Genomic DNA, 22,639 nt, shown 5'->3' with positions numbered 1-22,639 from the left:
AACTGGGTATTGATCCGCTGAAATCAAGCGGTTCCCACGGTTCTGACCGGATTTCTCATGGTTACGAGTTCCTCGGCAATGGTCGGATGCACCGCCATCGTCCGGTCGAAATCTTCTTTTGTTGCGCCCATGCGGATCGCAATGGCCACCAGCTGGATCAACTCGCCGGCCGAAGGCGCGACAATATGACACCCAAGCACTTTGCGCGAGGTGGCACAGACCACCAGCTTAAAGAAAGCGCGATCATCGCGTCCGGCAAAAAGCGTCTGCATCGGGCGGAAGGAGGTCGTGTAGATCTCCACCACGCCCTGGGCCGCGGCGGCTTCTTCCGACAGACCCACCGTCCCCATCTCAGGCTGCGCGAAAACGGCGGCCGGGATCAGGCTGTGATCGGCCTTGCGCGGCTGGCCTTTAAAGACGGTATCGGCAAAGGCATGACCCTCGCGGATCGCCACCGGGGTCAGGTTGACCCGGTCAGTGACATCGCCCACCGCAAAGATCGAGGGCACCGAGGTCTGGCTGTAGTCATCGACGATGACCTCGCCCTTCACGCCCAGTTTCACGCCCGCCTCTTCAAGGCCAAGACCCTGCGAGTTCGGCACCCGGCCCGTGGCGAACATCACTGCCCCATAGGTGGTCACCGCGCCCGTGGTGTCGGTGACGGCGACGCCGCCCTGCGCTTTTTCAAGCTGCACCAGATCGGTCTCAAGGCGCAGATCAATCCCGCGCCCGGTCATGGCGCGCTGGACATAGCCCGTCGCCTCCAGGTCAAAGCCGCGCAGGATCTGTTTGCCGCGGTACATCTGCGTCACCTTCACCCCGAGCCCATGCAGGATGCAGGCGAATTCGCAGGCGATATAGCCGCCCCCCACCACCAGAATGCTTTCAGGCAGCTGGTCGAGCAGGAACATCTCATTCGAGGTCAGCGCCAGTTCCGCCCCCGGCAGATCCGGCACCATCGGCCTGCCGCCCACGGCGATCAGAATGTGTTTGGCCGTGACCTCTTCCCCGGTGCTGAGGCGCAGGGAATGCGGCCCCGTCACCGTGGCACGGGCGGCGTAAAGCGTCACACCCGCCCCGGTCTGGCCCGAGCGGTAAGCCGCCTCCAGGCGGTCAAGCTCGGCGTCGAGTTTGCCGCGAAACGCCGTCCAGTCGAAAGCGCCGACCGAGGCCTGCCAGCCATAGGCCGCCGCATCCTCAACCTGGGCCGGAAAGCCGCTGGCGAAAACCATCAGCTTTTTCGGCACACAGCCGCGGATAACGCAGGTGCCGCCCAGGCGGTATTCTTCGGCCAGAGCGACCTTTGCTTTGCCTTCACCGGCAGCGATCCTTGCCGCGCGCACGCCGCCTGAGCCGCCGCCGATGACAAAGAGATCATAATCAAAAGCCTGCGCGCCCGTCATTCTGCGCTCTCCTTCGTCTGCGCGAGGGGGATCCCCGGCTGTCCCATGGTCTGCGGCAGATCCGGGCGGTGCTGCGCGAAAAGCGCTGCCGCCTCCTCAAGATCCGCCACACTGGCGATGCGCTTGGGCACAGCCGCATAGCGCATATTGCCATTGATATAGCCGCCAAGGATCACCGCGCGATCCGAACCGTCGAAATTCGCGAAGGTGAGGTCCTTCCACGCGAAACTGTGATGTCCGATCAGCCGCCGCACCCGCACGCCCGTGCCATCCGCCGACATCAGCACCGGACGGCGCAGCCCGTTGGAGATCACCCCCGCCCAGAGCAGCAGCAACACCCCGACGATGATCATCGCCGTTGAGGGGCGCAGCGCCATATATTCGCGGCTCAAAAGCAGGCAGCCTGCCCCGAGAAAAAGCCCAAGGCTGACCAGGGAAGAAAGCGTGCCGCGGGCTGAGCGGCGGACATCCACCGTCATGCGCTCAAAGATCTCCGTCGGTGAAGACATTGCCCGGCACCGGCTCATCCCCGACTTCGCGCCCGGCCATGTCGTGCAGCTCCACCCGGCCATCGCCATAGCCCACGATCACCGTGTCGCAGATATCGAGGAAAAGGCCGTTTTCGACCACCCCCGCGATCTGGTTCAGCAGCAGCGACAGCTCACGCGGATTGCCGATGCGGCCCAGATGCAGATCCAGGATGAAGTTGTTCTCATCGGTGCGGAAGGGCTGATCGCCGTTCATCCGCAAAGTGATCTCATGGCCCATGACATCCGAGCCGCCGATCAGTTCAGCGATCAAAGTGCGGCTGGCCTGCCAGCCAAAGGGGATCACCTCCACCGGCAGCGGGAAGGCACCAAGATGCTTCACCTCTTTGGCGGCATCGGTGATGACGATCATCCGGTCCGAGGCCGTGGCCACGATCTTTTCCTGCAAAAGCGCACCGCCGCCGCCTTTGACGAGCGAGAGTTCGGGATCAAACTCATCCGCCCCATCGATGGTCAGATCCAGCCAGCCCGCCTCTTCCAGGGTGACGATATTGAGGCCCAGTTCCCGCCCCAGCTCCGCCGTGCGGGTCGAGGTCGGCACGCATTGCAGCTTCAGCCCTTCGGCCTTCACCCGCTCTGCGAGGCAGCGCACCATCCAGGCGGCGGTCGATCCGGTCCCGAGGCCGACCCGCATTCCGTCCTCAACAAAATCCACCGCCCGGCGCGAGGCGGCATATTTGGCGCGGTCAATGGGGGAAAGGTCTGCAGGCATAACAACACTCCGTCTGGCATGCCTGCTTATAGGCAAACCGGCCTGCCGGGGCGAGAGGAAATCCCCCCGCAGGTCTTATCGCAATCCACCAGGGGCATGAAAAAGCCCGCCTGCGGGGGACACAGACGGGCCAGGGGAGGAGGAGAGAGGTCTTTTCAGATCCGCCGCGTGGCTGCAGCCCTGGCAGAGGAATTCGCCTCAGAGCGCCTTTCCCGCAGGGCGTCCAGATCAGCGGCAAGTTCATAGTGCAGCCGTGACGACGCTTCGGAACCGGCTGACAGGGCGCGGCGCAGAGTGACCCCGAAAACCACAATCAGGCAGAGCCAGATCCCCAGCACCGACCACAGTCCCACACCACTCAGGCTGATGACAGCGAGGACCGACAGCAGCCAGCCCAGCGAGGACAGAATTATCAAAACAATCACAGGCATCATCATCACCTTATATCAGGGTCATGCTGCAACCAACAGATGCAGGATACGATGCTTTCTTAATTTTAGTCCACACTAAAGTATGTAATACATACAATGTGATATGTTAAGCTTAACGGCGGCGCCGTCCCAAACGAAAAAGGGGGCCCGAAGGCCCCCGTTGTGTGATTCTGTCGCCTGCGCTCAGATCGACTTCAGATCCTGGATCAGCAGGTTCAGATCGCCACGGCGACGGTCGAACATGGCGCCAATCTCTGCACGCTCGGTCGCAAGCATATTGATGCCTTCAATAATAATATTGAAAAACAGCGGCTTGCCTGAGCGGTCCGAGACCTGCCAGCGCAGATCAAAGGGCGACTGACCGCGCAGACGCGCGATCGAGCTGACCTCAAAGTAGCTTTTGATCGGCTTCGCCCCGGTCACTTCGATCTGCCCGCCGATAAACTCGCGGAAGCGGCGGCCATATTTGCGCGCGATATAAACGCGGAACGCCTCGGTGAAAGCCGCAAGCTGTGGGGCAGAAAGCGACCGCGCGGTCGGCCCCAGCGCAGAGCGCGCGATGGCATTCACATCCGCATAGCGGGCGAAAATCCCTTCAAAATCGCGCAGCATGGCGGCCTCGCCCTTACCAGAGGCGATGATCCCATTCACATCGGCAATCGCGCGGTCGATCAGACTGCGCGCCGAATTGACGTCAAATGCCATAACCGGCGCACCCGCCAGCATCAGCCCGGCAAAAACCGCGCCTCCTGCCAGCAAGGCCCGACGGCGCGGGTCAGTTGCTGTCAGCGTCTTCATACGGATCGATGAACGCATCGTCTCCGGCCTCCTGACCAAGTTCAAAGCGGCGGTTCTGTTGATACATCAACCGCGTCTGCGCGTAACTATCGGCACTTCCGTAGAGGATCGAGTCCACAGTCTCCAGATAGCGGGCCCGATCACCGACTTTTGACAGGACCCAGGCGCCGGTCGCCACCTCCTGCTGCCCGTCGCTCAGCACATTATCGAGCGGATCGGTGAAGACATCGACGACTTCTCCCAGCGCATCGCGGGCGTTCGACGGCCCCTTCAGCGGCAGCATGACGAAGGGCCCCTCGCCCATGCCCCAGCTGTGCAGCGTTTCGCCGAAATCGGTGTCGCGCTCCTCCAGCCCCATCACGGTCGCCGGATCAAAGAGACCGGCAAGGCCGATGGTGCTGTTCACCGCAAAGCGCCAGGCGCTGTGGGTGGCATCGGCAAAGCGCGCCTGCAGCAGGTGATTGACCGCTGCCTGAGGCGTGCCAAGGTTATCCGAGAAATTGCTGACCGCCGTGCCCACCGGGCTTTGCATCACCGGACCACTCACCACCGCCGCCGGGCGCAGCACAAAGCGGTCGGCAGCCAGGTTAAAGCCGTGCACCGCCCGGTTCACCGGCTCCAGCGGATCTTCGGCGCTGCGCGGTGCCGGCGCACAGGCCGTGAGCAGAACCGCAGCAGACAGTGCCGCCAGCGGAAAACGGGATGATTTGGCAGATGCTACAACGGTCACGTGATACCTCACCAGGGGCGGATCTTCGACAGAACATTCCGGCTGTCCTGATATACCTAAAATTCTCGGGGTCAACCGCAATGGAGCACCCGATTTATCGCATTATATTAACCGTTTTCAGGCTCACTTCTGCGGCAACGGAAGGGAGTCTCTGCGATGAGAGAGGCGGACAGCCGCACAGGTCTGCAGGAGTTGCGCGCCGCGCAGCGCGGCCAGCGCGGGCTGTTTGTGACGGTGTTTTTCTTCACCGCCATGGTCAATCTGCTGATGCTGGCGGGGCCGGTTTATATGCTTCAGGTCTACGACCGGGTGCTCGGCTCTCACTCAGAGGCCACACTCGTCGCATTAAGCGGGCTGATTGTCTTTCTTTTTTCCGCCATGGGGCTGCTTGATCATCTGCGGGGGCGGATTGCGGCCAGGATCGGCGCGGTTTTCCAGGAGCGCCTCGACGGGCGGGTGTTTCTGGCAGCGGCCCGGCTCGCTGCCGTCTTTCCCGGTGATGCTCTGGCACAAACCGCCCCGCGCGATCTGGAGGCCGTGCAGCGCCTGCTGATCTCGCCCGCGCTGATGGCGCTGTTTGATCTGCCCTGGGCTGCGCTCTTTTTGCTGCTGCTTTTTGTGTTTCACCCGCTCTGCGGCGCTTTTGCGCTGTGCGGCGGCGCGGTGCTGATCTGTGTGACCCTGCTCAATGAGCGGGTGACCCGCCTGCCGCTGATCCGCGCCGCCGCGACCGCGCAGCACGAAGAGCAGCTCGCCGATCAGTTTCGCGCAGAGGCCGCCACCCTGCGCGTTCTGGGGATGCAGGCAAACGCGCTTCACCGCTGGACAGAGGCGCGCCGCGCGCGGACGGCGGCGGCGCTGCAGGCCTCGGATGCGGGGGGCGGCTTTGGCGCGCTGACCCGGACATTTCGGCTTTTGCTGCAGTCCCTGATGCTGGGGCTTGGGGCATTTCTGGTCCTGCGCGACGAGTTGACGGCAGGCGCGATGATCGCGGCGTCGATCCTGCTGGGCCGCGCCCTTGCCCCTGTTGAAGCGGTTATCGGCCAATGGGGCGTCATCACCCATGCCCGTGAGGGTCATGCGCGTCTGGCGCGCCTGCTGACCCGCGTGCCCAAGCCCACCCCCCGTCTGCCCCTGCCGCGCCCCCGCGCGCATCTGTCGGTGCAAAACCTGACGCTCGCGCCGCCCGGAGAGGCGGCGGCCGTGCTGCGCGGCCTCAGTTTTGATCTGCACCCCGGCCAGGCTCTGGGTGTCATCGGCCCTTCGGGGGCGGGAAAATCCAGCCTTGCCCGCGCGCTGACCGGTCACTGGCCCGCCGGAGCCGGGCGCATCACCCTGGATGCAGCCCCCCTTGCGCAGTTCGACAGTGACCGGCTCGGCCGGCTGATCGGCTGTCTGCCGCAGCGGGTTGTGCTTTTTGAAGGCACGGTCGCCGAGAATATCGCCCGTCTGGATCCTGCGCCTGAGCCTGCCGCCATTCTGCGCGCCGCCGCCCGCGCCGGAGCCCATGAGATGATCCTGCAGCTTCCCCAGGGCTATGAGACCCGGCTCAGCGCCGCGGGCGCGCCGCTCTCAGGCGGGCAGATCCAGCGCATCGGTCTGGCACGCGCGCTCTATGACGATCCGGTGCTGCTGGTGCTCGATGAGCCGAATTCCAACCTTGATGCCGAAGGCTCAGGCGCGCTGAATCAGGCCGTGCGCAGCGTCAAAGAGGCGGGCGGGGCCGTGCTGATTATGGCGCACCGCCCTGCCGCCATTCAGGAATGCGACCTTCTTCTGGTGCTTGAAGGCGGGCTTTGTACCGCCTTTGGTCCCCGCGATCAGGTGCTGCGCGCGCAGGTGCGCAACCACACGGACCTGCGCTCAGCCGTGACGGGGGGCGCATCATGACAGCCCCGCCCTGGTCCGCACGCCGACAGGTTCTTCCGGGACTTGTGACGGTGGCTCTGCTTTTCGCAGGCAGCATCGCCTGGGGCATGATGACCAGGATCACCGGCGCGATTGTCGCATCCGGGCGCATTGAGGTCGCAGAAAGCCGCCAGATCCTGCAGCATCCTGAGGGCGGCATGGTGGTGGAAATTCTGGTGCGCGAAGGCGACGCGGTGACCGAGGGCCAGGTTCTGCTGCGCCTTGACGGCGGGATGCTGCGCTCTGAGCTGGCGGTCCTTGAGGCGCAGTATTTTGAGCTGCTTGCCCGCCGGGGCCGTCTTGAGGCGGAAGAAGCCGGCCACCGCATACCGCAGATGCCCTCTGAACTGCAGGAGCGCGCCAGGCTGTCGCCGGAGACCGCCGCAGTTCTGACCGCGCAGACCTCTCTCTTTGAGGCGCGCCGCGCCAGCCTGACCCAGCAGCGCGCACAGCTGAACCTGCGCGCCGCCCAGACCCGCAGCCTGCGCGAAGGCCTGGTCGCGCAGACCATCGCCCTTGAGGAGCAGTCGCGCCTCATCGGCCAGGAGTTGCGCGCCCAGCAGGATCTCTTTGACAAGGGGCTGGCGCAGATCGGCCGCCTTCTTGCGCTGCGCCGTGAGGCGGCGCGGCTGTCGGGCGCGCGGGGCGAACTGCTCGCCGCGCAGGCCCAGGCGGGAGAGCGCATTGCCGAAACCGCGCTTGAGGTCCTGCGCCTTGATGCCACCCGCCGCACCGAGGCCGGGCTGGAGCTGCGCGAGACCGCCCTGCGCCTCGCCGAACTCTCTGAGCGCCGCCGCAGCCTGACCGACCGTATCGCCCGGCTGGATCTGCGCGCCCCCGCCGCGGGCCTTGTGCTGAACCTTGCGATCACCACCCCCCGCGCCGTGCTGCGCGCCGCCGAGCCTGCGCTTTATATCGTTCCGCAGGACCGACCCCTGGTCATCAGCGCCCGGGTTCCGGACCGATATATCGATCAGGTATACCCCGGCCAGGAGGTGCGGATTACCTTCCCTGCCTTCACTTTGCGCAATGCGCCTCAGATGACCGGCACCATCGCGAGGCTTTCTGCCGATGCCCTCAGCGAAGCGAATCACCCGCAGCCCTACTACCGCGCCGAAATCACATTGCACGACGCAACCACCGGGAATCTGCACGGAGTGACCCTCCGGCCAGGGATGCCCGCTGACGCCTGGATCCGCACCGAAGAGCGAACTCCTTTGCAGTTCCTGATCCGGCCCTTTACGGATTACTTCACCCGGGCCTTCCGGGAGAGTTGAGCCGATACGACAGGAGATTGCAGATGACCGGTAAAATCGACGCCCGCCTTACGGAACTTGGCCTCACCCTGCCCGACGCCCCCGCCCCGGCGGCAAATTACGTCCCCGCCGTCAAAAGCGGCACGATGCTTTATGTCTCGGGCCAGATCAGCGCAGGCCCCGAGGGCCTGATCACCGGCAAACTCGGCGCCGGGCTGAGCACCGAAGACGGCGCTGCCGCCGCAAAGCGCTGTGCCCTGGCCCTGATTGCCCAGGCCCGTGCGGCCTGCGGGGGCGATCTCGACCGGATTGCCCGCGTCGTGAAACTGGTGGGCTTTGTCAATTCGACGCCTGAGTTCACCGACCAGCCGAAGGTGATCAACGGTGCCTCGGATCTGATGGTTGAGGTCTTTGGCGAGGCAGGCCGTCACGCCCGTTCGGCGGTCTCGGCCGCCTCGCTGCCCTTTGGCGTGGCGGTCGAGGTTGAGGCCATCTTCGAGCTGGTCTGAGCCATGCCCGCGCCACGGCTGCCGGAGCGGTTAAAGCGCCTGCCTGTGGCGCATCGCGCCCTGCATGACGGCACCGCCGCCTGCCCCGAGAACAGCATGGCTGCCATCCGCGCGGCCATGGCTGCGGGCTATGCGGTTGAACTGGACCTGCAGATCAGCGCCGATAATGAGGTTTTCGTCTTTCACGACGAAGACCTCAGCCGTCTGACCGGCACATCCGGCCGGGTGGATGAAACCCCGGCCGGACGCCTGAGCACCCTTCCGCTGCTGGGCGGAGCGGAGCATCCGCCGCCTCTGTCTGATGTGCTGGATCTGGTGGCAGGCAGCGTACCGCTTTTGCTGGAATTCAAACCCCAGCGGGATGGCGGCGACCGCCTGGCCGCGGCGGCAGCGCCCCTGCTGCGCAGCTACCGGGGCGCTCTGGCGGTGATGTCTTTCGATCCCGCCCTCGTCGCCTCGCTGGCGGATCATCTGCCCGATGTGGCCCGCGGGCTCACCACCATGACCTGGCGCGGAAAAGACGCCGAAGGGCTGTCCCCGGCGACGCGCGCCCGGCTGAACGCAATTGCCGATTACGAGACCACCGGGGCCTCGTTCATCTCGCATCACCACCGCGATCTCGGCAGCGCTGCGGTGACACGGCTGCGCGGGCTTGGGGCGGATGTGCTGTGCTGGACCATCCGCTCTGCAGCGGAAGAAGCCAAAGCGCGGCAGATCGCCTGCAATGTGACCTTTGAAGGCTACCGCGCTGCGCTGCCATGAAAAAGCCGCCCCGGGGGGCGGCTTATCCGTTCAGACCCGGCCGAGGCGGGCTTCGCGCGCGGCGCGCATCCGCTGAAAATCATCGCCCGCGTGATAGCTCGAACGGGTGAGAGGCGTGGCCGACACCATCAGGAAGCCCTTGTTCAGCGCGGCTTTTTCATAAGCGGCGAACTCTTCGGGCGTGATGAACCGCGCGATGCCGTGGTGCTTCGGCGTCGGCTGCAGATACTGACCGACGGTCAGAAAATCGATATCCGCCGAGCGCATGTCATCCATGACCTGCAGCACCTGCTGACGCTCTTCGCCCAGGCCGACCATGATGCCCGATTTGGTGAACATCGACGGATCCAGCTCTTTCACGCGCTGCAAAAGACGCAGCGAATGGAAGTAGCGCGCGCCAGGGCGCACTTCGTGGTAAAGCGCGGGCACGGTTTCGAGGTTGTGGTTGAAGACATCCGGGCGCGCCTCGACCACCTTCTCAAGCGCTGAGGGCGGGCATTTCAGAAAGTCCGGCGTCAGCACTTCAATCGTCGTCCCGGGCGAGCGGTGGCGGATCGCGCGGATGGTCTGAGCGAAATGCTCGGCCCCGCCGTCCTCCAGATCGTCGCGGTCAACCGAGGTCACAACCACATGGTTCAGACCGAGTTTCTGCACCGCATGGGCCACGCGGCCGGGCTCAAAGGCGTCAAGCGCCTGGGGCTTGCCGGTGGCGACGTTGCAAAAGGTGCAGCCGCGGGTACAGATCTCGCCCATGATCATCATGGTGGCGTGACCCTGGCTCCAGCATTCGCCCACATTGGGGCAGCCCGCTTCTTCGCAGACGGTGACCAGCTTATTCGACTTCAGAATATCGCGGGTCTGCCTGTAACCCTCTGAGGTCGGGGCTTTCACCCGGATCCAGGATGGTTTTTTCGGCTGGGCATTGTCCGGACGGTGGGCTTTTTCCGGATGGCGCTGTTCGGGCAGCTTGAGATCGCGCAAAGGAATTCCCCCCCTGACGGCATGGCTGACCCTGAGATAGGCTGATTTTGCCCGCAACGCAACGCCACCTGCCCAAGGGCCGGGGTGAGCCATTTTCAGCGGGATGTATCAGGAGCCCCGCCAGGCGGGGAGGGAGTATTTTATGTCGCATAAACTCGTCGCAGAGGCGCTCGGAACTTTTATTCTTGTCATATTCGGCTGTGGCGCCGCCGTCCTTATGGGCGATAAAATCGGTATGCATGGCATCGCGATGGCCTTCGGGATCGGCGTGATTGCCGCCGCTTATGGTCTGGGGGCGATTTCCGGTGCCCATCTGAACCCCGCCGTGACCATCGGTATGGTCAGCGCGGGCCGCATGCCCATGGGAGAGGCCGCGGGCTATATGATCGCCCAGGTGATCGGGGCGGTGATTGCCGCTGCTCTGCTGTGGATGATTGCCAGCGGCACTGCGGGCTATGACATCTCGGTCAATGGCCTTGGCCAGAACGGCTATGGCGCGGGCTATCTGGGGGAATACAGCCTCGGTGCCGCGCTGATCTTTGAATTTGTGATGACCTTTGTTTTTGTCACCGTGATCCTTGGCGCCACCTCGGCGGCAGCGCCTGCGGGCTTTGCGGGTCTGGCGATCGGTCTGACCCTGGCGGGCATTCACCTTGTCGGCATCAATGTCACCGGCGTTTCGGTGAACCCCGCCCGCTCGATCGGGCCTGCGCTCTTTGTCGGGGGCAAGGCGCTGGCCGATCTCTGGGTCTTCATCCTGGCGCCGCTGGCGGGTGGTATCGTCGCCGGGGTGGTTTATGCGGCGGGCCTGACGCGGCCCGACGCGAAGTAAGCCGCTTAACTGCGGCAGATCACCTGCACCGCGAGGTCTGACCCGATCCGGGTCAGATCCTCCGGGGCTTTGACCCCACCCTGAGACGGAGCGGCCTGCAGACGCGGGCCGCCACGGCCCAACCCACCGAGGATCTGCGGCGCGGGCGCGATCAGCGACACGCCCTCTGGCAGGGCCGTGCCCGCAACCTCGGTGTCGGGCAGCAGCACACCGATCACCAGCCCGTCCGGCCCCAGCACGGCCCCGCCCGCATCCGCGAGGGTCGCCGCCATGCGCAGGGTGGCGCGGCCCGGCGTGCCGTCCGGCGCGGTCCCGGCCTCCAGCCGCCCGAAGCTGACCGAGGGCAGCGAGAGCCCCGCGCCAAAGGAAAAACCGCTGAGCACGGCTTCCGCGCCGCGCACCGGCAATGCAGCCGCAAAGCCCGCCACCACCGCGGGCGCAAGCGGCGTGGCCGGGCGCAGCACTGCCAGCCCCAGATCCGCATCCTGCCAGCTCACCTCAGCCCGGGTAACATTGTCGAGATAGACCTCGCGGCAGCCCTCCAGCGGTGCGAGGGCCGTCATGACCTGACCGGCACCGTCGATGTAAAACCCGCTGAGGGCTGCCCGCGGCGGCGCAGGCTCAAGCCCGTTTTGCAGCTGCGCGCGCAGCCCCTCATCAATCGGCACGAGACCAGGGTCGAGGACCTGCCGCCCGATGCCCTTAAAGCCCGAGGACAGGCTCTGCATCACCCGCAGGCTGCGGTCCGCCTCAGCCACCGGGGCGCGCAGCAGCCAGCCCCGGATCGCCGCGCCATCAAGCTCCGCCCGGGCATGCACCTCGACCGCGCCATCGCGACCCGAAAGGGTAAAGCCGCCGCGGCGCAGCTCGCGCGGCCCCTCAGAAGGCACGAGGCCACTGGCAGCGAGGTCGTGATAAAGCGCCTCCAGCAGCGCCTGATCGCCGGGCTGGCTGATAAGGCGCAGCTCCATCCCGCTTTGCGCTTTGGGTCGGTAGAGCACGAAGGGCGGGGCATAGCGGTCAAATTCCACCAGCCCCAGCGGCAGCACCGCCTGAATGCCCGCCTCTTCGTCCTTCACCAGCTCCAGCCCCAGGGCCGTCACCTCGGCCTGCCAGGCACCGACCAGCTCGCTGCGCTGCGCCGTGCTGAGAACGCCGGTCGGATCATACTCCATCCGGCCCTGCCATTCGCTGATGGCCGCCCGGGTGCCCGGACCAAAGGCCCCGTCCACCGCAGAGGTATAGGTTCCCGCCCAGGCCAGAGCTTCCTGGATATTTCGGCGCTCTTCGCGGGTCAGACGGGCTTCCGCGGCGCGGGACTGTGCAAGTGTCTCAGCCGGAGCCTCGGGCGCAGGGGAAGTGACCTCCGATGCCCCGGGGCCCGGCGCGGCCGGATCCGTCAGCGGCGCGGCTGTGACCGGCGCAATCGGTGCCCCCAGCGGCGGGGCGGCCAGTGGCGCGCTGCCGTCTGACCAGATTTGTTCGCGCAACAGGCGGTTGTCGGGGATATAGCTGTCGGCGGGGATCATCCCGGCGGCGCGCAGCTCGCTCAGCCTTGCGCGGGCCTCATCGGGGGAGAAAGGGCCAATGGCCACGGCGATCCAGCCCGAAGACAGCCGAAAGCCCGTCACACCGGGAAGCTCTGCCGACCAGCGCTGCAACCGCTCTTCTGCGGCGGGAAGCGAGTTGCGCGCCTCGATCTGAATCCAGACCTGTCCGGCCCCCTCCTGTGCCCGCACCGCCCCGGTCCATCCCACCAGAGCCACCAGAGCCGTCGCCGTTCCAAGTCTCAACCGCCGCACCATCCGCACCCGTTCCTTCAAAATCCGTCTTACCCGGAAGATTTGTTAACAAAAACTGCGCTGAATCGAGCCCTTTATTGACCCTTCCCCGCCTCTTGCCTATGAGACAAGGGCTTTTCAAGAGGTCAACCATGGCTGTCAGCCCCGAGAAACCCCGTTGTTTCCAGGATGTGATCCTGCGTCTTCAGAATTACTGGGCGGCCCAGGGCTGCGCGGTTCTTCAACCCTATGATATGGAAGTCGGCGCCGGCACCTTCCATCCCGCCACCATTCTGCGTGCGCTCGGCTCGCGCCCCTGGGCTGCGGCCTATGTGCAGCCCTCGCGCCGTCCGACCGACGGACGCTACGGCGAAAACCCGAACCGGATGCAGCATTACTATCAGTATCAGGTCATCCTGAAGCCCTCGCCGCCGAACCTGCAGGAGCTCTATCTGGGCTCTCTGAAAGAGATCGGCCTCGACAGCAGCCTGCATGACATCCGCTTTGTCGAAGACGACTGGGAAAGCCCGACGCTGGGCGCCTGGGGCCTCGGCTGGGAAGTCTGGTGCGACGGGATGGAAGTCTCGCAGTTCACCTATTTCCAGCAGGTTGGCGGGCATGACTGCCGCCCCGTCCCGGGTGAGCTGACCTATGGGATCGAGCGTTTGGCGATGTATGTCCTTGGCGTCGACCACGTCATGGAGATGCCCTTCAACGATCCCGACAGCCCGGTGCCGCTGAGCTATGGCGATGTCTTCCGCCAGACCGAGCAGGAATACAGCCGCCACAACTTCGACGGGGCCACCCCTGAGATGCTGCTGCGTCACTTTGAGGATGCCGAAGCCGAATGCGCGCGTCTGCTGGCCTTTGAGGCCACGGATCCGAAGTTCCACGGCCGCGCCAATGTCATGGTGCACCCGGCCTATGACCAATGCATCAAGGCCTCGCATCTCTTCAACCTGCTCGACGCGCGCGGCGTGATCTCGGTCACCGAGCGTCAGGCCTATATCGGCCGCGTCCGGGCGCTGGCGAAGAAATGCGCCGATGCCTTTGTGCTGACCGAAGCCGCAGGTGCCACCCTATGACCCGTGCGCCTGAGCGCCGGAACGGGAAGGTCTGACATGGCTTTCACCGGACGCACCGCCGCCATCGCCATCGTCGCCTCTGCCGCTCTGGCGGGGGGGGCGATGTACTGGCTGCAGGTCTATGCCTATTACGACACGCTGCCCGAAACGACCGTGCTGCGCGCCACCACGCAGACCGGTGTTGAGCCGCTGTCGCTCTCAGAGTTTGAGGGGATCGACGCCACCTCCTCGCCGCTGCGCTTTCGCGCCTGCGCCCAGCTGGCCGATCCGGGTGAGCTGAGCCACGCGGTTCCGGCCGAAAAGCCCGAACCGCTGACGGGGCCGTCGTGGTTCTCCTGCTTTGACGCCGCCACCATTGGCGCGGATCTGCAAAGCGGAGCCGCCAAAGCGCTGCTTTCTGAGCGCGAAATTCACCTCGGTGTTGACCGAATTCTTGCAGTTTACCCTGACGGCCGGGTCTTTGCCTGGCACCAGCTTAACGGCACATTGGAGAACTGAGCCATGCCGGACCTTCTGATCGAGCTTTTCTCGGAAGAGATCCCCGCCCGCATGCAGGCGCGTGCGCGTGAGGACCTGAAGAAACTGGTCACCGACGGTCTGGTTGAGGCGGGTCTGACCTATGCCTCAGCCGGTGCCTTCTCGACCCCGCGCCGCCTGTGCCTGACCATTGAGGGCCTGAGCGCCGAAAGCCCGGCCCTGCGCGAAGAGCGCAAGGGCCCGCGCACCGACGCCCCCGGCCCCGCCATTGAGGGCTTTCTGCGCTCGACCGGGCTGACGCTGGACCAGCTGGTCGTGCGCGACGACAAAAAGGCCCAGGTCTATTACGCCGTGGTGGAAAAGCCCGGCCGCAAAGCCCCGGCGATCATCGCGGATGTGCTGGAAAAAACCATCCGCACCTTCCCCTGGCCGAAGTCGATGCGCTGGGGCTCGGGCAATCTGCGCTGGGTGCGTCCGCTGCATTCGATCCTGTGCATCCTCACGACTGAGGCCGGAGCCGAAGTGGTCGATCTGAACGTCGATGGCATCGTCGCCGGCAATTCCACCCAAGGCCACCGCTTCCTCGCGCCGGGCCGCTTTGGCGTGCAGAGCTTTGACGATTATCTCGCCAAGCTTCGCGCCGCCAAAGTGATCCTCGATCAGGCCGAGCGTGCTGAGATCATCCGCAATTACGCGACCCAGACCGCTTTTGCCCAAGGGCTGGAAGTGGTGGAAGACGCGGGCCTTCTGACCGAGATCGCGGGTCTGGTCGAATGGCCGGTGCCGCTGATGGGGCCGATTGCGGAAGAATTCCTCGGCCTGCCGCCGGAAGTGCTGCAGACCTCGATGAAAGAGCATCAGAAGTTCTTCTCGATCCGCAACCCCGCCACGGGCCGCATTGAAAAGTTCCTGACCGTCGCCAATACCGAGGCCGCCGACAATGGCGCGACCATCCTTGCGGGCAACGGCAAGGTTCTGGCCGCACGTCTGTCGGATGCGCGCTTCTTCTGGGACAACGATCTGCGCGTTGCCAATGAAGGCATGACGCTCTGGGCCGAAGGCCTGAAGTCCGTGACCTTCCACAACAAACTCGGCAGCCAGGCCGGTCGTATCGACCGCATCGCCCTGCTCGCCCGCGAGCTCTCCGCGGTGACGGCTGCGGATGCCGCGCTGACCGAACGCGCCGCCCGCCTCGCCAAGCTCGATCTGCGCTCGGCCATGGTCGGCGAATTCCCCGAGCTTCAGGGCACCATGGGCCGCTATTACGCTCTCGCCGCCGGTGAAGATCAGGCTCTGGCCGATGCCGCGCGCGATCACTACTCGCCGCTCGGGCCAACCGACACGGTGCCGACCGCGCCGGTTTCGGTCGCCGTGGCGCTGGCCGATAAGCTCGACACGCTGACGGGCTTCTGGGCGATCGATGAAAAGCCCACGGGCTCAAAAGATCCCTTCGCGCTGCGCCGCGCGGCTCTGGGGGTGATCCGTCTGATCCTGACCAATGATCTGCGCCTGAACCTGCTGCAAACGCTGGTAGAGCCGGTGCGCCGCAACCGCGCCGCCATGCCGGTGGTGACCTCGGACGAGGCCCCGAGCCTCTCTTCCGACCGCGTTGAGGCCGAATGCGCCCTGACGCCTGCCACCGATCTGCTGGGCTTCATCCACGACCGCCTGAAGGTCTTCCTGAAAGACGAAGGCATCCGCCACGACGTGATCGACGCCTGCCTTGCCATGCCGGGCAATGATGACATCACGCTGCTGGTGAAACGCGCCCGCGCGCTCTCGGCGATGCTGTCGACGGAAGATGGCACCAACCTGATCCAGGGCTTCAAGCGCGCCAATAACATCCTCACCCAGGCCGAGGCGAAAGACGGCGTCGAATACAGCTTCGGCCCCGACATCAAATTCGCCGAAGGCGATGAGGAAAAGGCGCTCTTCACCGCGCTCGACCAGGCTGAAGCCAGCATCACCCCGGCCATGCGCACCGAGGATTTCGCCGCTGCCATGGCCGCCATGGCCGCCCTGCGCGCGCCCATTGATGCCTTCTTCACCGCCGTTCAGGTCAACAGCGACAACCAGCTGGTGCGCCGTAACCGGCTGAACCTGCTGCACCGCATCCGCACGATCTGCGGCCAGGTCGCCGACCTCTCCCGCATCGACGGCTGAGACCTTTCAAAAACCCTCAGGGCCGTGAAGCACCCGCTTCACGGCCCTTTGCTTTGCCCTTGCGCAGACCACCCGCGCGGTCCACCGTCCCCTGAGACGGAGACTGACATGCCCGAAATTCTGACTTTCCTGAGCCTGCCGCAGCTGATGACCTTTCTCTCAGCCGGTATCGTGCTCAATCTGATCCCCGGATCCGATGTCCTGACCGCCACCGCCTTTGGCATCAAAGCCGGGCCACGCGCAGGCGCAGCCTCCGGCTTCGGCACCGGCCTTGGCAGCCTTTTCCACATCGCCCTCGCAGCCCTTGGTGTCGCCGCCCTCATCGCTGCCCATCCCCTGGCCCTCGACGTGATCCGCTGGGCCGGTGCGGGCTATCTGGTCTGGCTCGGCTGGAAAAGCTTCACCGCAACACCAGGCCCGGATGCGACAGAGGTCGGCCGCAGCGACCGCCTGCTGCCGGTGATCGCCAAAGGCGCGCTGACCAATATCCTCAACCCGAAACCGATCCTCTTTATCCTCGCCTTCCTGCCCCAGTTCATCACCCCCGAAGGCCCGCCCGCCGCACTGCAGATCCTGGCCCTCGGCCTTCTCTTCTGCACCACAGGCACCCTTGTCACCATGGCCTACGGCCTCCTCGCGGGGCTTGCAGGCCGCAGCATTGGCCGCCGCATGGGGCTTTTGAACCGCATCGCCGGGCTGATGTTCGGCGCCCTGGCCCTGCGGCTTGCCACCTCAGGCTGAGGCGCTGGAAAGCAGCCGGCCAATCCGCTAGAACCCCCCGACCATCAGCCCGGGGACCACCAGCGTGAGCGAGACCACCTTCATCTATGCCCCCCCGCCGGGCCCGCCCGCGATCCTCTTCGCGGATGAAACCCTCATCGTTGTGAACAAACCCTCAGGCCTCCTCTCCGTGCCGGGACGCGGCGAAGACCGCACGGATTGCCTGATCAACCGACTGCGCGATGACTTCCCCGATGTGCTGCTGGTCCACCGCCTCGACCTCGACACCTCCGGCGTCATCATCTTCGCCCGGACCAAAGCCGCCCAGGGCCACCTCGGCAAACAATTTGAGGCGCGGATCCCGAAGAAAGTCTATGCCGCCCGCCTTTGGGGCGAAATGGCGCAAAAAGAAGGCCGGGTGGATCTGCCGCTGATCGTCGACTGGCCCAACCGCCCGCGCCAGCACGTAAATTTCGAAACCGGCAAACCCGCCATTACCGACTGGCGCGCGGTCAAAACCGGCCATGGTGAAACCCGCGTGCGCCTCATGCCGCTGACCGGCCGCAGCCACCAGCTGCGGGTGCATATGGCCGCCCTCGGCCATCCAATCCTCGGCGATCCGCTCTACGCCGAGGGCGAGGCCGGCAATCACCCCCGCCTCATGCTCCACGCCGAGAGCCTGCGCCTGCGCCACCCCGACACCGGCGTCATGCAAAGCTTCACCGCCCCCGCCCCCTTCTGACGTACTCCCCGGCTTTGGCTTTTCTCAAATACTCCGGGGTCCGGGGCAGCGCCCCGGCGCTCTCCAACCCGGACAGCCCTCTCACCCTTTGGCGTTGAAGAAATCATAAATCTTCTGCGCCAGAGAGGCTGAAATCCCCTCGACCGCCATCAGATCCGGCACCCCCGCCCGGCTCACCGCCTTGGCCGAGCCGAAATGCGCCAGCAGTGCGCGCTTGCGCGCCGCCCCCACTCCCGGCACTTCATCAAGCGGCGTCGCCATCATGGATTTCGCCCGCTTCGCCCGATGGGTGCCAATGGCAAAACGGTGCGCCTCATCGCGCATGCGCTGGATGAAATAGAGCACCGGATGATTGCGCGGCAGCGCCATGGGACGCTGACCGGGGCGGTGGAATTCTTCCTTGCCGTGATCGCGGTCCACCCCCTTGGCCACCCCGATAAAGGGGATATCCTCCACCCCCATCCCGGCCAGAACCTCCGCCACGGCAGAAATCTGCCCCGCCCCGCCGTCGATCAGCAAAAGATCCGGCCAGGACGGAGAAGCCCGCTCCGGATCCTCTTTCAAAAGCCGGGCAAAGCGCCGCGTCAGCACCTCTTTCATCATGCCGAAGTCATCGCCCGGCGTCAGATCTTCGCCGCGAATGTTGAACTTGCGGTATTCGCCTTTCATCATCCCCTCAGGGCCCGCGACGACCATGCCCCCCACGGCATTGGTCCCCATGATGTGAGAGTTGTCGTAGATCTCGATGCGCTTTGGCGGCGCATCCAGCTCAAAGGCCTCCGCCAGCCCGGCCAGCAGCTTTGACTGCGCCGTGGTCTCGGCCAGCCGGCGGCCCAGCGACTCGCGGGCATTGCGGGCGGCGTTTTCCACCAGCTCTGCCTTCTCACCGCGTTTGGGCACCAGGATTTCCACCTTGCGGCCTGCCTTTTGCGACAGAAGATCACTCAGAAGATCCGGGTCCTCAACCTCATGCGACAGCAGGATCTGCCGCGGCGGCTCATGGGCGTCATAAAACTGCGCAAGGAAGGCCTGCAAAATCTCGGGCTCTTCCGCGCCTGCGCCGGTGCGCGGGTAGAAATCCCGGTTGCCCCAGCTTTGATTGGCGCGGATGAAAAACACCTGAACACAGGCCTGCCCGCCCTCCAGATGCAGCGCCACCACATCGCCCTCAGCCAGGCTGCGCGGGTTGACTGCCTGGCCCTGCTGCACAGCCGTCAGCGCGCGGATACGGTCGCGCAGCGCCGCCGCGCGCTCAAATTCCATCGCCTCAGAGGCCGCCTGCATCTGCCCGGCCAGATCGGCCTGAATGCGGGTGGATTTTCCTTCCAGAAAGCGGCGGGCGTCTTCGACCAGCGCCTGATAGTCCGGCTCGGAGATCTCGCCGGTGCAGGGAGCCGAGCAGCGCTTGATCTGATAAAGCAGGCAGGGCCGGGTGCGGCTGGCGAACATCGTATCGGGGCAGTTGCGCAGCAAAAACACCCGCTGCAACTGCGTCAGCGTACGGTTCACCGCGCCCGCGCTGGCGAAGGGCCCGTAAAAATGCCCCGGGCCCGAGCGGCGGCCGCGGTGTTTGGTGATCTGCGGATAGCCCGGATGGGCAGTGATCAGAATATTCGGAAAGCTTTTGTCATCGCGCAACAGCACGTTGTACCGCGGCTTCAGCTGCTTGATCAGGTTTTGCTCGAGCAGCAGCGCCTCGGTCTCTGTCCGGGTGGTCAGAAACATCATGGCGGTTGTTTCAGAGATCATTCGCGCAATGCGGCCCGAATGGCCTGAGGGGCGGGCATAATTCGACACACGCGCGCGCAGGTTGCGCGCCTTGCCGACATAGAGCACCTCATTTTTGGCGTTCAGCATCCGGTAAACCCCGGGCGAGCCATCAAGGCGACGCACCTGATCGGCGATCAGCGCATGACCCGTCAGCCTGGATTCACCCTCTGTTTCCGGTCTTTCGTCCATCATTCTGATTCCCGCCTTTGAGTCGTCATCGGCTGCCCTGGTGATTTGCTAAGATCAAGTGCCAAGTCATCCACGGAATATGTGGATAACTCTGCGGAGAAACATTGGGGAACGTCGATTTTCCCTTAAATTTAACAACCTTTATCGGTTTGCCTGTTTTTTAGGCGCTCGTGTAACTTATTGATATTACTAATAAATTATATTCACGCGCCCTATAGTCCCCCTCAGCCCTTCGGAATCAGCCTTTGATCGGCCGCAAAATGCCCGCAGTGGACAAGTCAAGAGCCCTGGCCCGGAATCTGCCTGCGCGAAGCGTCGCGGAACAGATCAGGACCACCCCTGGGGGCTGCGCATCTGTCGTGGTTAACGCGGCTTTGACCCCAGGATCTGGCCCGTCACCACCGGACTCCGGGCCAGCCAGAAGAAGGCGGGGCGCAGAAAACCTTCCGGCTCTGCATAGGAGCCTGCCAGCAGATTGACCCGCAGATTCGGCGCGAATCGCAGGGCCAGCCCCGGCAGCAGCCCCGCCAGCAGGCGGCTCTCCCCGCCCCCTTCTGCACCACAAAGCAGGAGCAGCGCCCCCCGGGCCCGTTTCTCCCCGGAGTTGTCCCCAGCCGGGGGACCGCAGCGGTCCGCATAGTGGCGCCAGGGCCCCGTGACCTCCCCGGCGAGCGCGTGCGAAACATCCTGCGCGGGTGCCAGAGGCGCGCACCAGACCATCAGATCCGGCAGATCTTCACCTGCGGGACGGCAGCCCTGTGCGCGCAGCCCTGCCTCCAGCGCCGCGCAGATCCCCGGCTCTCCGCGCAGGGCGATCTTCACGCCTCCGGTGCCCCGCAGACGCAGGGCCCCTTGCCGATGACCGGGCGACCGCAGCCCCGGCAGTTCCGCGGCTTTGCCAGCGATTTCGGCCGCCGTGCCCCCGGCAGCCCCAGGCGGACCCGGCCAAAAACCGCCAGCGCGGCCAGCACCAGAAGCATCAGCCCCGCGATTTTCAGCATCACAACCCCACCCGCGCCCAGAGAGCACGCTCCTCTGCCACTTCCGCCAGGGCCTCTGCCCCGGCTTTCAGACCCAGTTTCGACAAAAGCCCGCGCCGCGCCACCTGCGGCACCAGTTTCACTTTCTCGCCATAAATCCGGCGCAGCACCGGCACCGCATGGCCGATGCCATCCGCAAGCCCGATCCGCACCGCATCCTGACCGGCCCAGAAAGCACCCTCAAACAGATCCGGCGTGCTCAGATCCAGTTTCGCGCCGCGCCGCTCTTTGACATGGGCGATAAAGGCGCTGTGGATCGGATCGAGGATCATCCTGAGGCGGGCCTCATCTTCAGGCGTCTCAGGGCGGAAGGGATCGGCGGTGCTTTTAGAGCGTCCTGCCGTATGCACCCGCCGCTCAATGCCGTGGCGCGCGATCAGATCGGCAAAGCCAAAGCCCGCCGAAATCACCCCGATGGAGCCCAGGATCGAGCTGTCATCCGCATGGATGTCATCCGCCGCACAGGCCAGCCAATACCCGCCCGAGGCCGCCGCATCTTCGACGAAGGCATGGACGGGCAGTTGCTTCTCCTCCGCCAGACGCCGGATGCGGGCCGCAATAAGCGAGCTTTGCACCGGCGAGCCGCCGGGGGAATTGATGATCAGCGCCACAGCAGCAGGCTTACCAACGGTAAAAGCGCGCTCAATCAGCGGGGCCAGGGCCGCATCATTCAGCCCGCCGCCAAAGCGGCCCGCCGCACCAATGGCCCCTGAGAGCCGGATCAGAGAGACGCGGGGCGGTTTTGCGAGAAAGGGGAGCGAGAGTTTCATAGCCCAGATGTAAGCTGCCCCCCTCTGTCTCACAAGGCTGGCGTCCGGGCGTGATGCACCAATCGCCTCTGGCCCGGCCCTCCCCCGGGTGGCAGACTGCGCCTGCACGACGGAGGCGCAGATGATTGACCGGCTTGAGATGTTTCTGGCACTGGCCCGCGAACGCCATTTCGGCCGCGCCGCAGAGGCCTGTGGGGTGACGCAGCCGAGCCTGTCGTCCGCGATCCGCCAGCTTGAAGACCAGCTTGGCGTGCAGCTGGTCATCCGCGGCTCGCGCTTTCAGGGGCTGACCCCCGAGGGCGAGCGCGTGCTGGAACGCGCCCGCGCCATCACCGCCGATGTCCGCAGTCTGCGCGAGGAGATGCGCGCCGCGCGTCACGGGCTGACGGGGCAGCTGCGGATCGGGGTCATCCCCACGGCCCTGCCGCGCATCGCCGATCTGACCGCGCCTTTCCTGCGCCGCAACCCCGGCATCCGCGTGAAGATCCATTCCGCCACTTCAGCCGAGATCCTGCAAAGGCTCGCCGATCACAGCCTTGATGCGGGCCTCAGCTATCTCGACCATGAGCCTTTGGGCAAAGTCGCCGCGATCCCGCTTTTTCAGGAGCGTTATGTGCTGCTGACCACGCCTGCGGGGCCATTGGGGCGGCGCAGTACGGTGGAATGGGCGGATCTCGCCGGGCTGCCGCTCTGCCTTTTGAGTTCCGAGATGCAGAACCGGCGGATCGTCAATCATCATCTGACCGAAGCGGGCCTGCAGACCGAGGCGGCGATCGAATCGAATTCGGTTCTGGCGCTGATCGGCCATGTCGCCACCGGCCACTGGCATTCGGTCCTGCCCGAGGCGCTGGCGGGCATGGTGACCGGCGATGCGCGCCTTCTCGCGCTGCCGCTGGTGGCCCCGGCGGTCGCGCATCGCATCGGGCTGATTACCCCGGCGCGCGATCTGCACACCCCCGCGCTTGAGGCGCTTCTGGCGGCTGCGCGGCGGCTGCCCTCAGGCTGAGAGGGCTTTCCCCGGCCTCATTCCCC

At 65.0% G+C, this 22,639-nt stretch carries 23 protein-coding genes; 11 read left to right on the top strand and 12 right to left on the bottom strand.

From position 1 onward, the window contains the following. Window positions 1–23: 23 nt before the first annotated feature. The 6 genes from gor to EG244_RS11525 all read right to left on the bottom strand — a co-directional run bounded on the left by gor (window position 24) and on the right by EG244_RS11525 (window position 4,622). Window positions 24–1,403: a glutathione-disulfide reductase gene (gor, locus tag EG244_RS11550; protein WP_124965151.1), complete on the bottom strand. Its 1,380-nt coding sequence runs from the start codon at window positions 1,401–1,403 to the stop codon at window positions 24–26. Beyond that, a complete protein-coding gene (locus tag EG244_RS11545; protein WP_158617293.1) occupies window positions 1,400–1,912 on the bottom strand; it encodes a PH domain-containing protein in 513 nt (170 codons plus the stop codon). Before EG244_RS11545 ends, gor begins: the two co-directional genes overlap by 4 nt. After that, the gene (rpiA, locus tag EG244_RS11540) at window positions 1,887–2,663 is read right to left on the bottom strand and encodes a ribose-5-phosphate isomerase RpiA (RefSeq protein ID WP_124965149.1); all 777 of its coding nucleotides are present in this window, start codon (window positions 2,661–2,663) and stop codon (window positions 1,887–1,889) included. Before rpiA ends, EG244_RS11545 begins: the two co-directional genes overlap by 26 nt. Before the next feature lie 155 nt (window positions 2,664–2,818). Continuing rightward, window positions 2,819–3,094, bottom strand: a complete 276-nt coding sequence (locus EG244_RS11535; RefSeq protein ID WP_124965148.1) for a hypothetical protein — start codon at window positions 3,092–3,094, stop codon at window positions 2,819–2,821. A 183-nt stretch (window positions 3,095–3,277) separates the two neighbouring features. After that, window positions 3,278–3,910, bottom strand: coding sequence for an MlaC/ttg2D family ABC transporter substrate-binding protein (locus EG244_RS11530; protein WP_407644045.1), 633 nt, complete (start codon window positions 3,908–3,910; stop codon window positions 3,278–3,280). Further along, complete coding sequence (locus EG244_RS11525) at window positions 3,870–4,622, bottom strand: MlaA family lipoprotein (RefSeq protein ID WP_233588992.1); 753 nt, start codon at window positions 4,620–4,622, stop codon at window positions 3,870–3,872. The genes EG244_RS11530 and EG244_RS11525 overlap by 41 nt, the downstream gene beginning before the upstream one ends. A 156-nt stretch (window positions 4,623–4,778) precedes the next feature. Between EG244_RS11525 and EG244_RS11520 the strand changes: the two genes are divergently transcribed. From EG244_RS11520 to EG244_RS11505, 4 genes are read left to right on the top strand one after another with little or no spacing between them, the layout of a single operon-like run. Further along, complete coding sequence (locus tag EG244_RS11520; protein ID WP_124965147.1) at window positions 4,779–6,512, top strand: type I secretion system permease/ATPase; 1,734 nt, start codon at window positions 4,779–4,781, stop codon at window positions 6,510–6,512. Continuing rightward, window positions 6,509–7,807: an HlyD family type I secretion periplasmic adaptor subunit gene (locus EG244_RS11515; RefSeq protein ID WP_124965146.1), complete on the top strand. Its 1,299-nt coding sequence runs from the start codon at window positions 6,509–6,511 to the stop codon at window positions 7,805–7,807. Before EG244_RS11520 ends, EG244_RS11515 begins: the two co-directional genes overlap by 4 nt. 23 nt (window positions 7,808–7,830) lie before the next feature. Then, window positions 7,831–8,295: a RidA family protein gene (locus tag EG244_RS11510; RefSeq protein WP_124965145.1), complete on the top strand. Its 465-nt coding sequence runs from the start codon at window positions 7,831–7,833 to the stop codon at window positions 8,293–8,295. Between the two features lie 3 nt (window positions 8,296–8,298). Beyond that, window positions 8,299–9,057, top strand: coding sequence for a glycerophosphodiester phosphodiesterase family protein (locus EG244_RS11505; protein WP_124965144.1), 759 nt, complete (start codon window positions 8,299–8,301; stop codon window positions 9,055–9,057). A 30-nt stretch (window positions 9,058–9,087) separates the two neighbouring features. Here the strand turns inward: EG244_RS11505 and lipA are convergent, their stop codons facing one another. Beyond that, window positions 9,088–10,038 (bottom strand): lipoyl synthase, encoded by a 951-nt coding sequence (gene lipA, locus EG244_RS11500; protein ID WP_233588991.1) that lies wholly within the window; start codon window positions 10,036–10,038, stop codon window positions 9,088–9,090. Window positions 10,039–10,180: 142 nt separating this feature from the next. On the opposite strand from lipA, the gene aqpZ reads away from it, so the two are divergent. After that, a complete protein-coding gene (aqpZ, locus tag EG244_RS11495) occupies window positions 10,181–10,870 on the top strand; it encodes an aquaporin Z (RefSeq protein WP_124965142.1) in 690 nt (229 codons plus the stop codon). 5 nt (window positions 10,871–10,875) lie between these two features. On the opposite strand, the gene EG244_RS11490 is transcribed toward aqpZ, so the two are convergent. Beyond that, a complete protein-coding gene (locus tag EG244_RS11490) occupies window positions 10,876–12,675 on the bottom strand; it encodes a peptidoglycan-binding protein (RefSeq protein ID WP_124965141.1) in 1,800 nt (599 codons plus the stop codon). A gap of 128 nt (window positions 12,676–12,803) precedes the next feature. Here EG244_RS11490 and EG244_RS11485 point away from each other — a divergent pair, with 128 nt between their 5' ends. The 5 genes from EG244_RS11485 to EG244_RS11465 all read left to right on the top strand — a co-directional run bounded on the left by EG244_RS11485 (window position 12,804) and on the right by EG244_RS11465 (window position 17,838). Continuing rightward, the gene (locus EG244_RS11485) at window positions 12,804–13,736 is read left to right on the top strand and encodes a glycine--tRNA ligase subunit alpha (protein WP_124965140.1); all 933 of its coding nucleotides are present in this window, start codon (window positions 12,804–12,806) and stop codon (window positions 13,734–13,736) included. Window positions 13,737–13,772: 36 nt separating this feature from the next. Further along, window positions 13,773–14,234 carry a DUF6446 family protein gene (locus tag EG244_RS11480; protein ID WP_233588990.1) on the top strand — a complete coding sequence of 154 codons (462 nt, stop codon included), beginning with the start codon at window positions 13,773–13,775 and terminating at the stop codon, window positions 14,232–14,234. A 3-nt stretch (window positions 14,235–14,237) separates the two neighbouring features. Further along, a complete protein-coding gene (glyS, locus tag EG244_RS11475; protein ID WP_124965139.1) occupies window positions 14,238–16,376 on the top strand; it encodes a glycine--tRNA ligase subunit beta in 2,139 nt (712 codons plus the stop codon). Between the two features lie 108 nt (window positions 16,377–16,484). Next, on the top strand, window positions 16,485–17,117 hold the full coding sequence (locus EG244_RS11470) for a LysE family translocator (RefSeq protein ID WP_124965138.1): 633 nt from the start codon (window positions 16,485–16,487) through the stop codon (window positions 17,115–17,117). Window positions 17,118–17,181: 64 nt separating this feature from the next. Further along, entirely contained in the window at window positions 17,182–17,838 is a 657-nt protein-coding gene (locus tag EG244_RS11465) for a pseudouridine synthase (RefSeq protein WP_124965137.1), read from the top strand. Window positions 17,839–17,919: 81 nt separating this feature from the next. On the opposite strand, the gene uvrC is transcribed toward EG244_RS11465, so the two are convergent. The 4 genes from uvrC to EG244_RS11445 all read right to left on the bottom strand — a co-directional run bounded on the left by uvrC (window position 17,920) and on the right by EG244_RS11445 (window position 21,607). After that, window positions 17,920–19,800, bottom strand: coding sequence for an excinuclease ABC subunit UvrC (gene uvrC, locus EG244_RS11460; RefSeq protein ID WP_124965136.1), 1,881 nt, complete (start codon window positions 19,798–19,800; stop codon window positions 17,920–17,922). A 360-nt stretch (window positions 19,801–20,160) separates the two neighbouring features. Then, window positions 20,161–20,619, bottom strand: a complete 459-nt coding sequence (locus EG244_RS11455; protein WP_124965135.1) for a Rossmann fold domain-containing protein — start codon at window positions 20,617–20,619, stop codon at window positions 20,161–20,163. Beyond that, window positions 20,616–20,798, bottom strand: coding sequence for a hypothetical protein (locus EG244_RS11450; RefSeq protein WP_325050389.1), 183 nt, complete (start codon window positions 20,796–20,798; stop codon window positions 20,616–20,618). Before EG244_RS11450 ends, EG244_RS11455 begins: the two co-directional genes overlap by 4 nt. Next, complete coding sequence (locus EG244_RS11445) at window positions 20,798–21,607, bottom strand: S49 family peptidase (protein ID WP_124965133.1); 810 nt, start codon at window positions 21,605–21,607, stop codon at window positions 20,798–20,800. Before EG244_RS11445 ends, EG244_RS11450 begins: the two co-directional genes overlap by 1 nt. A 121-nt stretch (window positions 21,608–21,728) precedes the next feature. Between EG244_RS11445 and EG244_RS11440 the strand changes: the two genes are divergently transcribed. Next, window positions 21,729–22,613, top strand: coding sequence for a LysR family transcriptional regulator (locus tag EG244_RS11440; RefSeq protein ID WP_124965132.1), 885 nt, complete (start codon window positions 21,729–21,731; stop codon window positions 22,611–22,613). The last annotated feature ends 26 nt before the right edge of the window (window positions 22,614–22,639 follow it).

The sequence above is a fragment of the Falsigemmobacter faecalis genome (assembly GCF_003863335.1).
Classification (GTDB): Bacteria; Pseudomonadota; Alphaproteobacteria; order Rhodobacterales; family Rhodobacteraceae; genus Wagnerdoeblera; species Wagnerdoeblera faecalis.
This window is presented reverse-complemented; position numbering and strand designations above follow the sequence as displayed.

What these genes read in the sequence shown, in the direction of transcription:
- EG244_RS11510 (WP_124965145.1), top strand. Translation starts at nt 7,831, where the DNA reads ATGACCGGTAAAATCGACGCCCGCCTTACGGAACTTGGCCTCACCCTG.
- aqpZ (WP_124965142.1), top strand. Translation starts at nt 10,181, where the DNA reads ATGTCGCATAAACTCGTCGCAGAGGCGCTCGGAACTTTTATTCTTGTC.
- EG244_RS11485 (WP_124965140.1), top strand. Translation starts at nt 12,804, where the DNA reads ATGGCTGTCAGCCCCGAGAAACCCCGTTGTTTCCAGGATGTGATCCTG.
- EG244_RS11505 (WP_124965144.1), top strand. Translation starts at nt 8,299, where the DNA reads ATGCCCGCGCCACGGCTGCCGGAGCGGTTAAAGCGCCTGCCTGTGGCG.
- EG244_RS11530 (WP_407644045.1), bottom strand. Translation starts at nt 3,910, where the DNA reads ATGCGTTCATCGATCCGTATGAAGACGCTGACAGCAACTGACCCGCGC.
- glyS (WP_124965139.1), top strand. Translation starts at nt 14,238, where the DNA reads ATGCCGGACCTTCTGATCGAGCTTTTCTCGGAAGAGATCCCCGCCCGC.
- EG244_RS11440 (WP_124965132.1), top strand. Translation starts at nt 21,729, where the DNA reads ATGATTGACCGGCTTGAGATGTTTCTGGCACTGGCCCGCGAACGCCAT.
- EG244_RS11490 (WP_124965141.1), bottom strand. Translation starts at nt 12,675, where the DNA reads ATGGTGCGGCGGTTGAGACTTGGAACGGCGACGGCTCTGGTGGCTCTG.
- EG244_RS11470 (WP_124965138.1), top strand. Translation starts at nt 16,485, where the DNA reads ATGCCCGAAATTCTGACTTTCCTGAGCCTGCCGCAGCTGATGACCTTT.
- EG244_RS11445 (WP_124965133.1), bottom strand. Translation starts at nt 21,607, where the DNA reads ATGAAACTCTCGCTCCCCTTTCTCGCAAAACCGCCCCGCGTCTCTCTG.
- EG244_RS11480 (WP_233588990.1), top strand. Translation starts at nt 13,773, where the DNA reads ATGGCTTTCACCGGACGCACCGCCGCCATCGCCATCGTCGCCTCTGCC.
- EG244_RS11535 (WP_124965148.1), bottom strand. Translation starts at nt 3,094, where the DNA reads ATGCCTGTGATTGTTTTGATAATTCTGTCCTCGCTGGGCTGGCTGCTG.
- EG244_RS11450 (WP_325050389.1), bottom strand. Translation starts at nt 20,798, where the DNA reads ATGCTGAAAATCGCGGGGCTGATGCTTCTGGTGCTGGCCGCGCTGGCG.
- uvrC (WP_124965136.1), bottom strand. Translation starts at nt 19,800, where the DNA reads ATGATGGACGAAAGACCGGAAACAGAGGGTGAATCCAGGCTGACGGGT.
- gor (WP_124965151.1), bottom strand. Translation starts at nt 1,403, where the DNA reads ATGACGGGCGCGCAGGCTTTTGATTATGATCTCTTTGTCATCGGCGGC.
- EG244_RS11520 (WP_124965147.1), top strand. Translation starts at nt 4,779, where the DNA reads ATGAGAGAGGCGGACAGCCGCACAGGTCTGCAGGAGTTGCGCGCCGCG.
- rpiA (WP_124965149.1), bottom strand. Translation starts at nt 2,663, where the DNA reads ATGCCTGCAGACCTTTCCCCCATTGACCGCGCCAAATATGCCGCCTCG.
- EG244_RS11545 (WP_158617293.1), bottom strand. Translation starts at nt 1,912, where the DNA reads ATGTCTTCACCGACGGAGATCTTTGAGCGCATGACGGTGGATGTCCGC.
- EG244_RS11515 (WP_124965146.1), top strand. Translation starts at nt 6,509, where the DNA reads ATGACAGCCCCGCCCTGGTCCGCACGCCGACAGGTTCTTCCGGGACTT.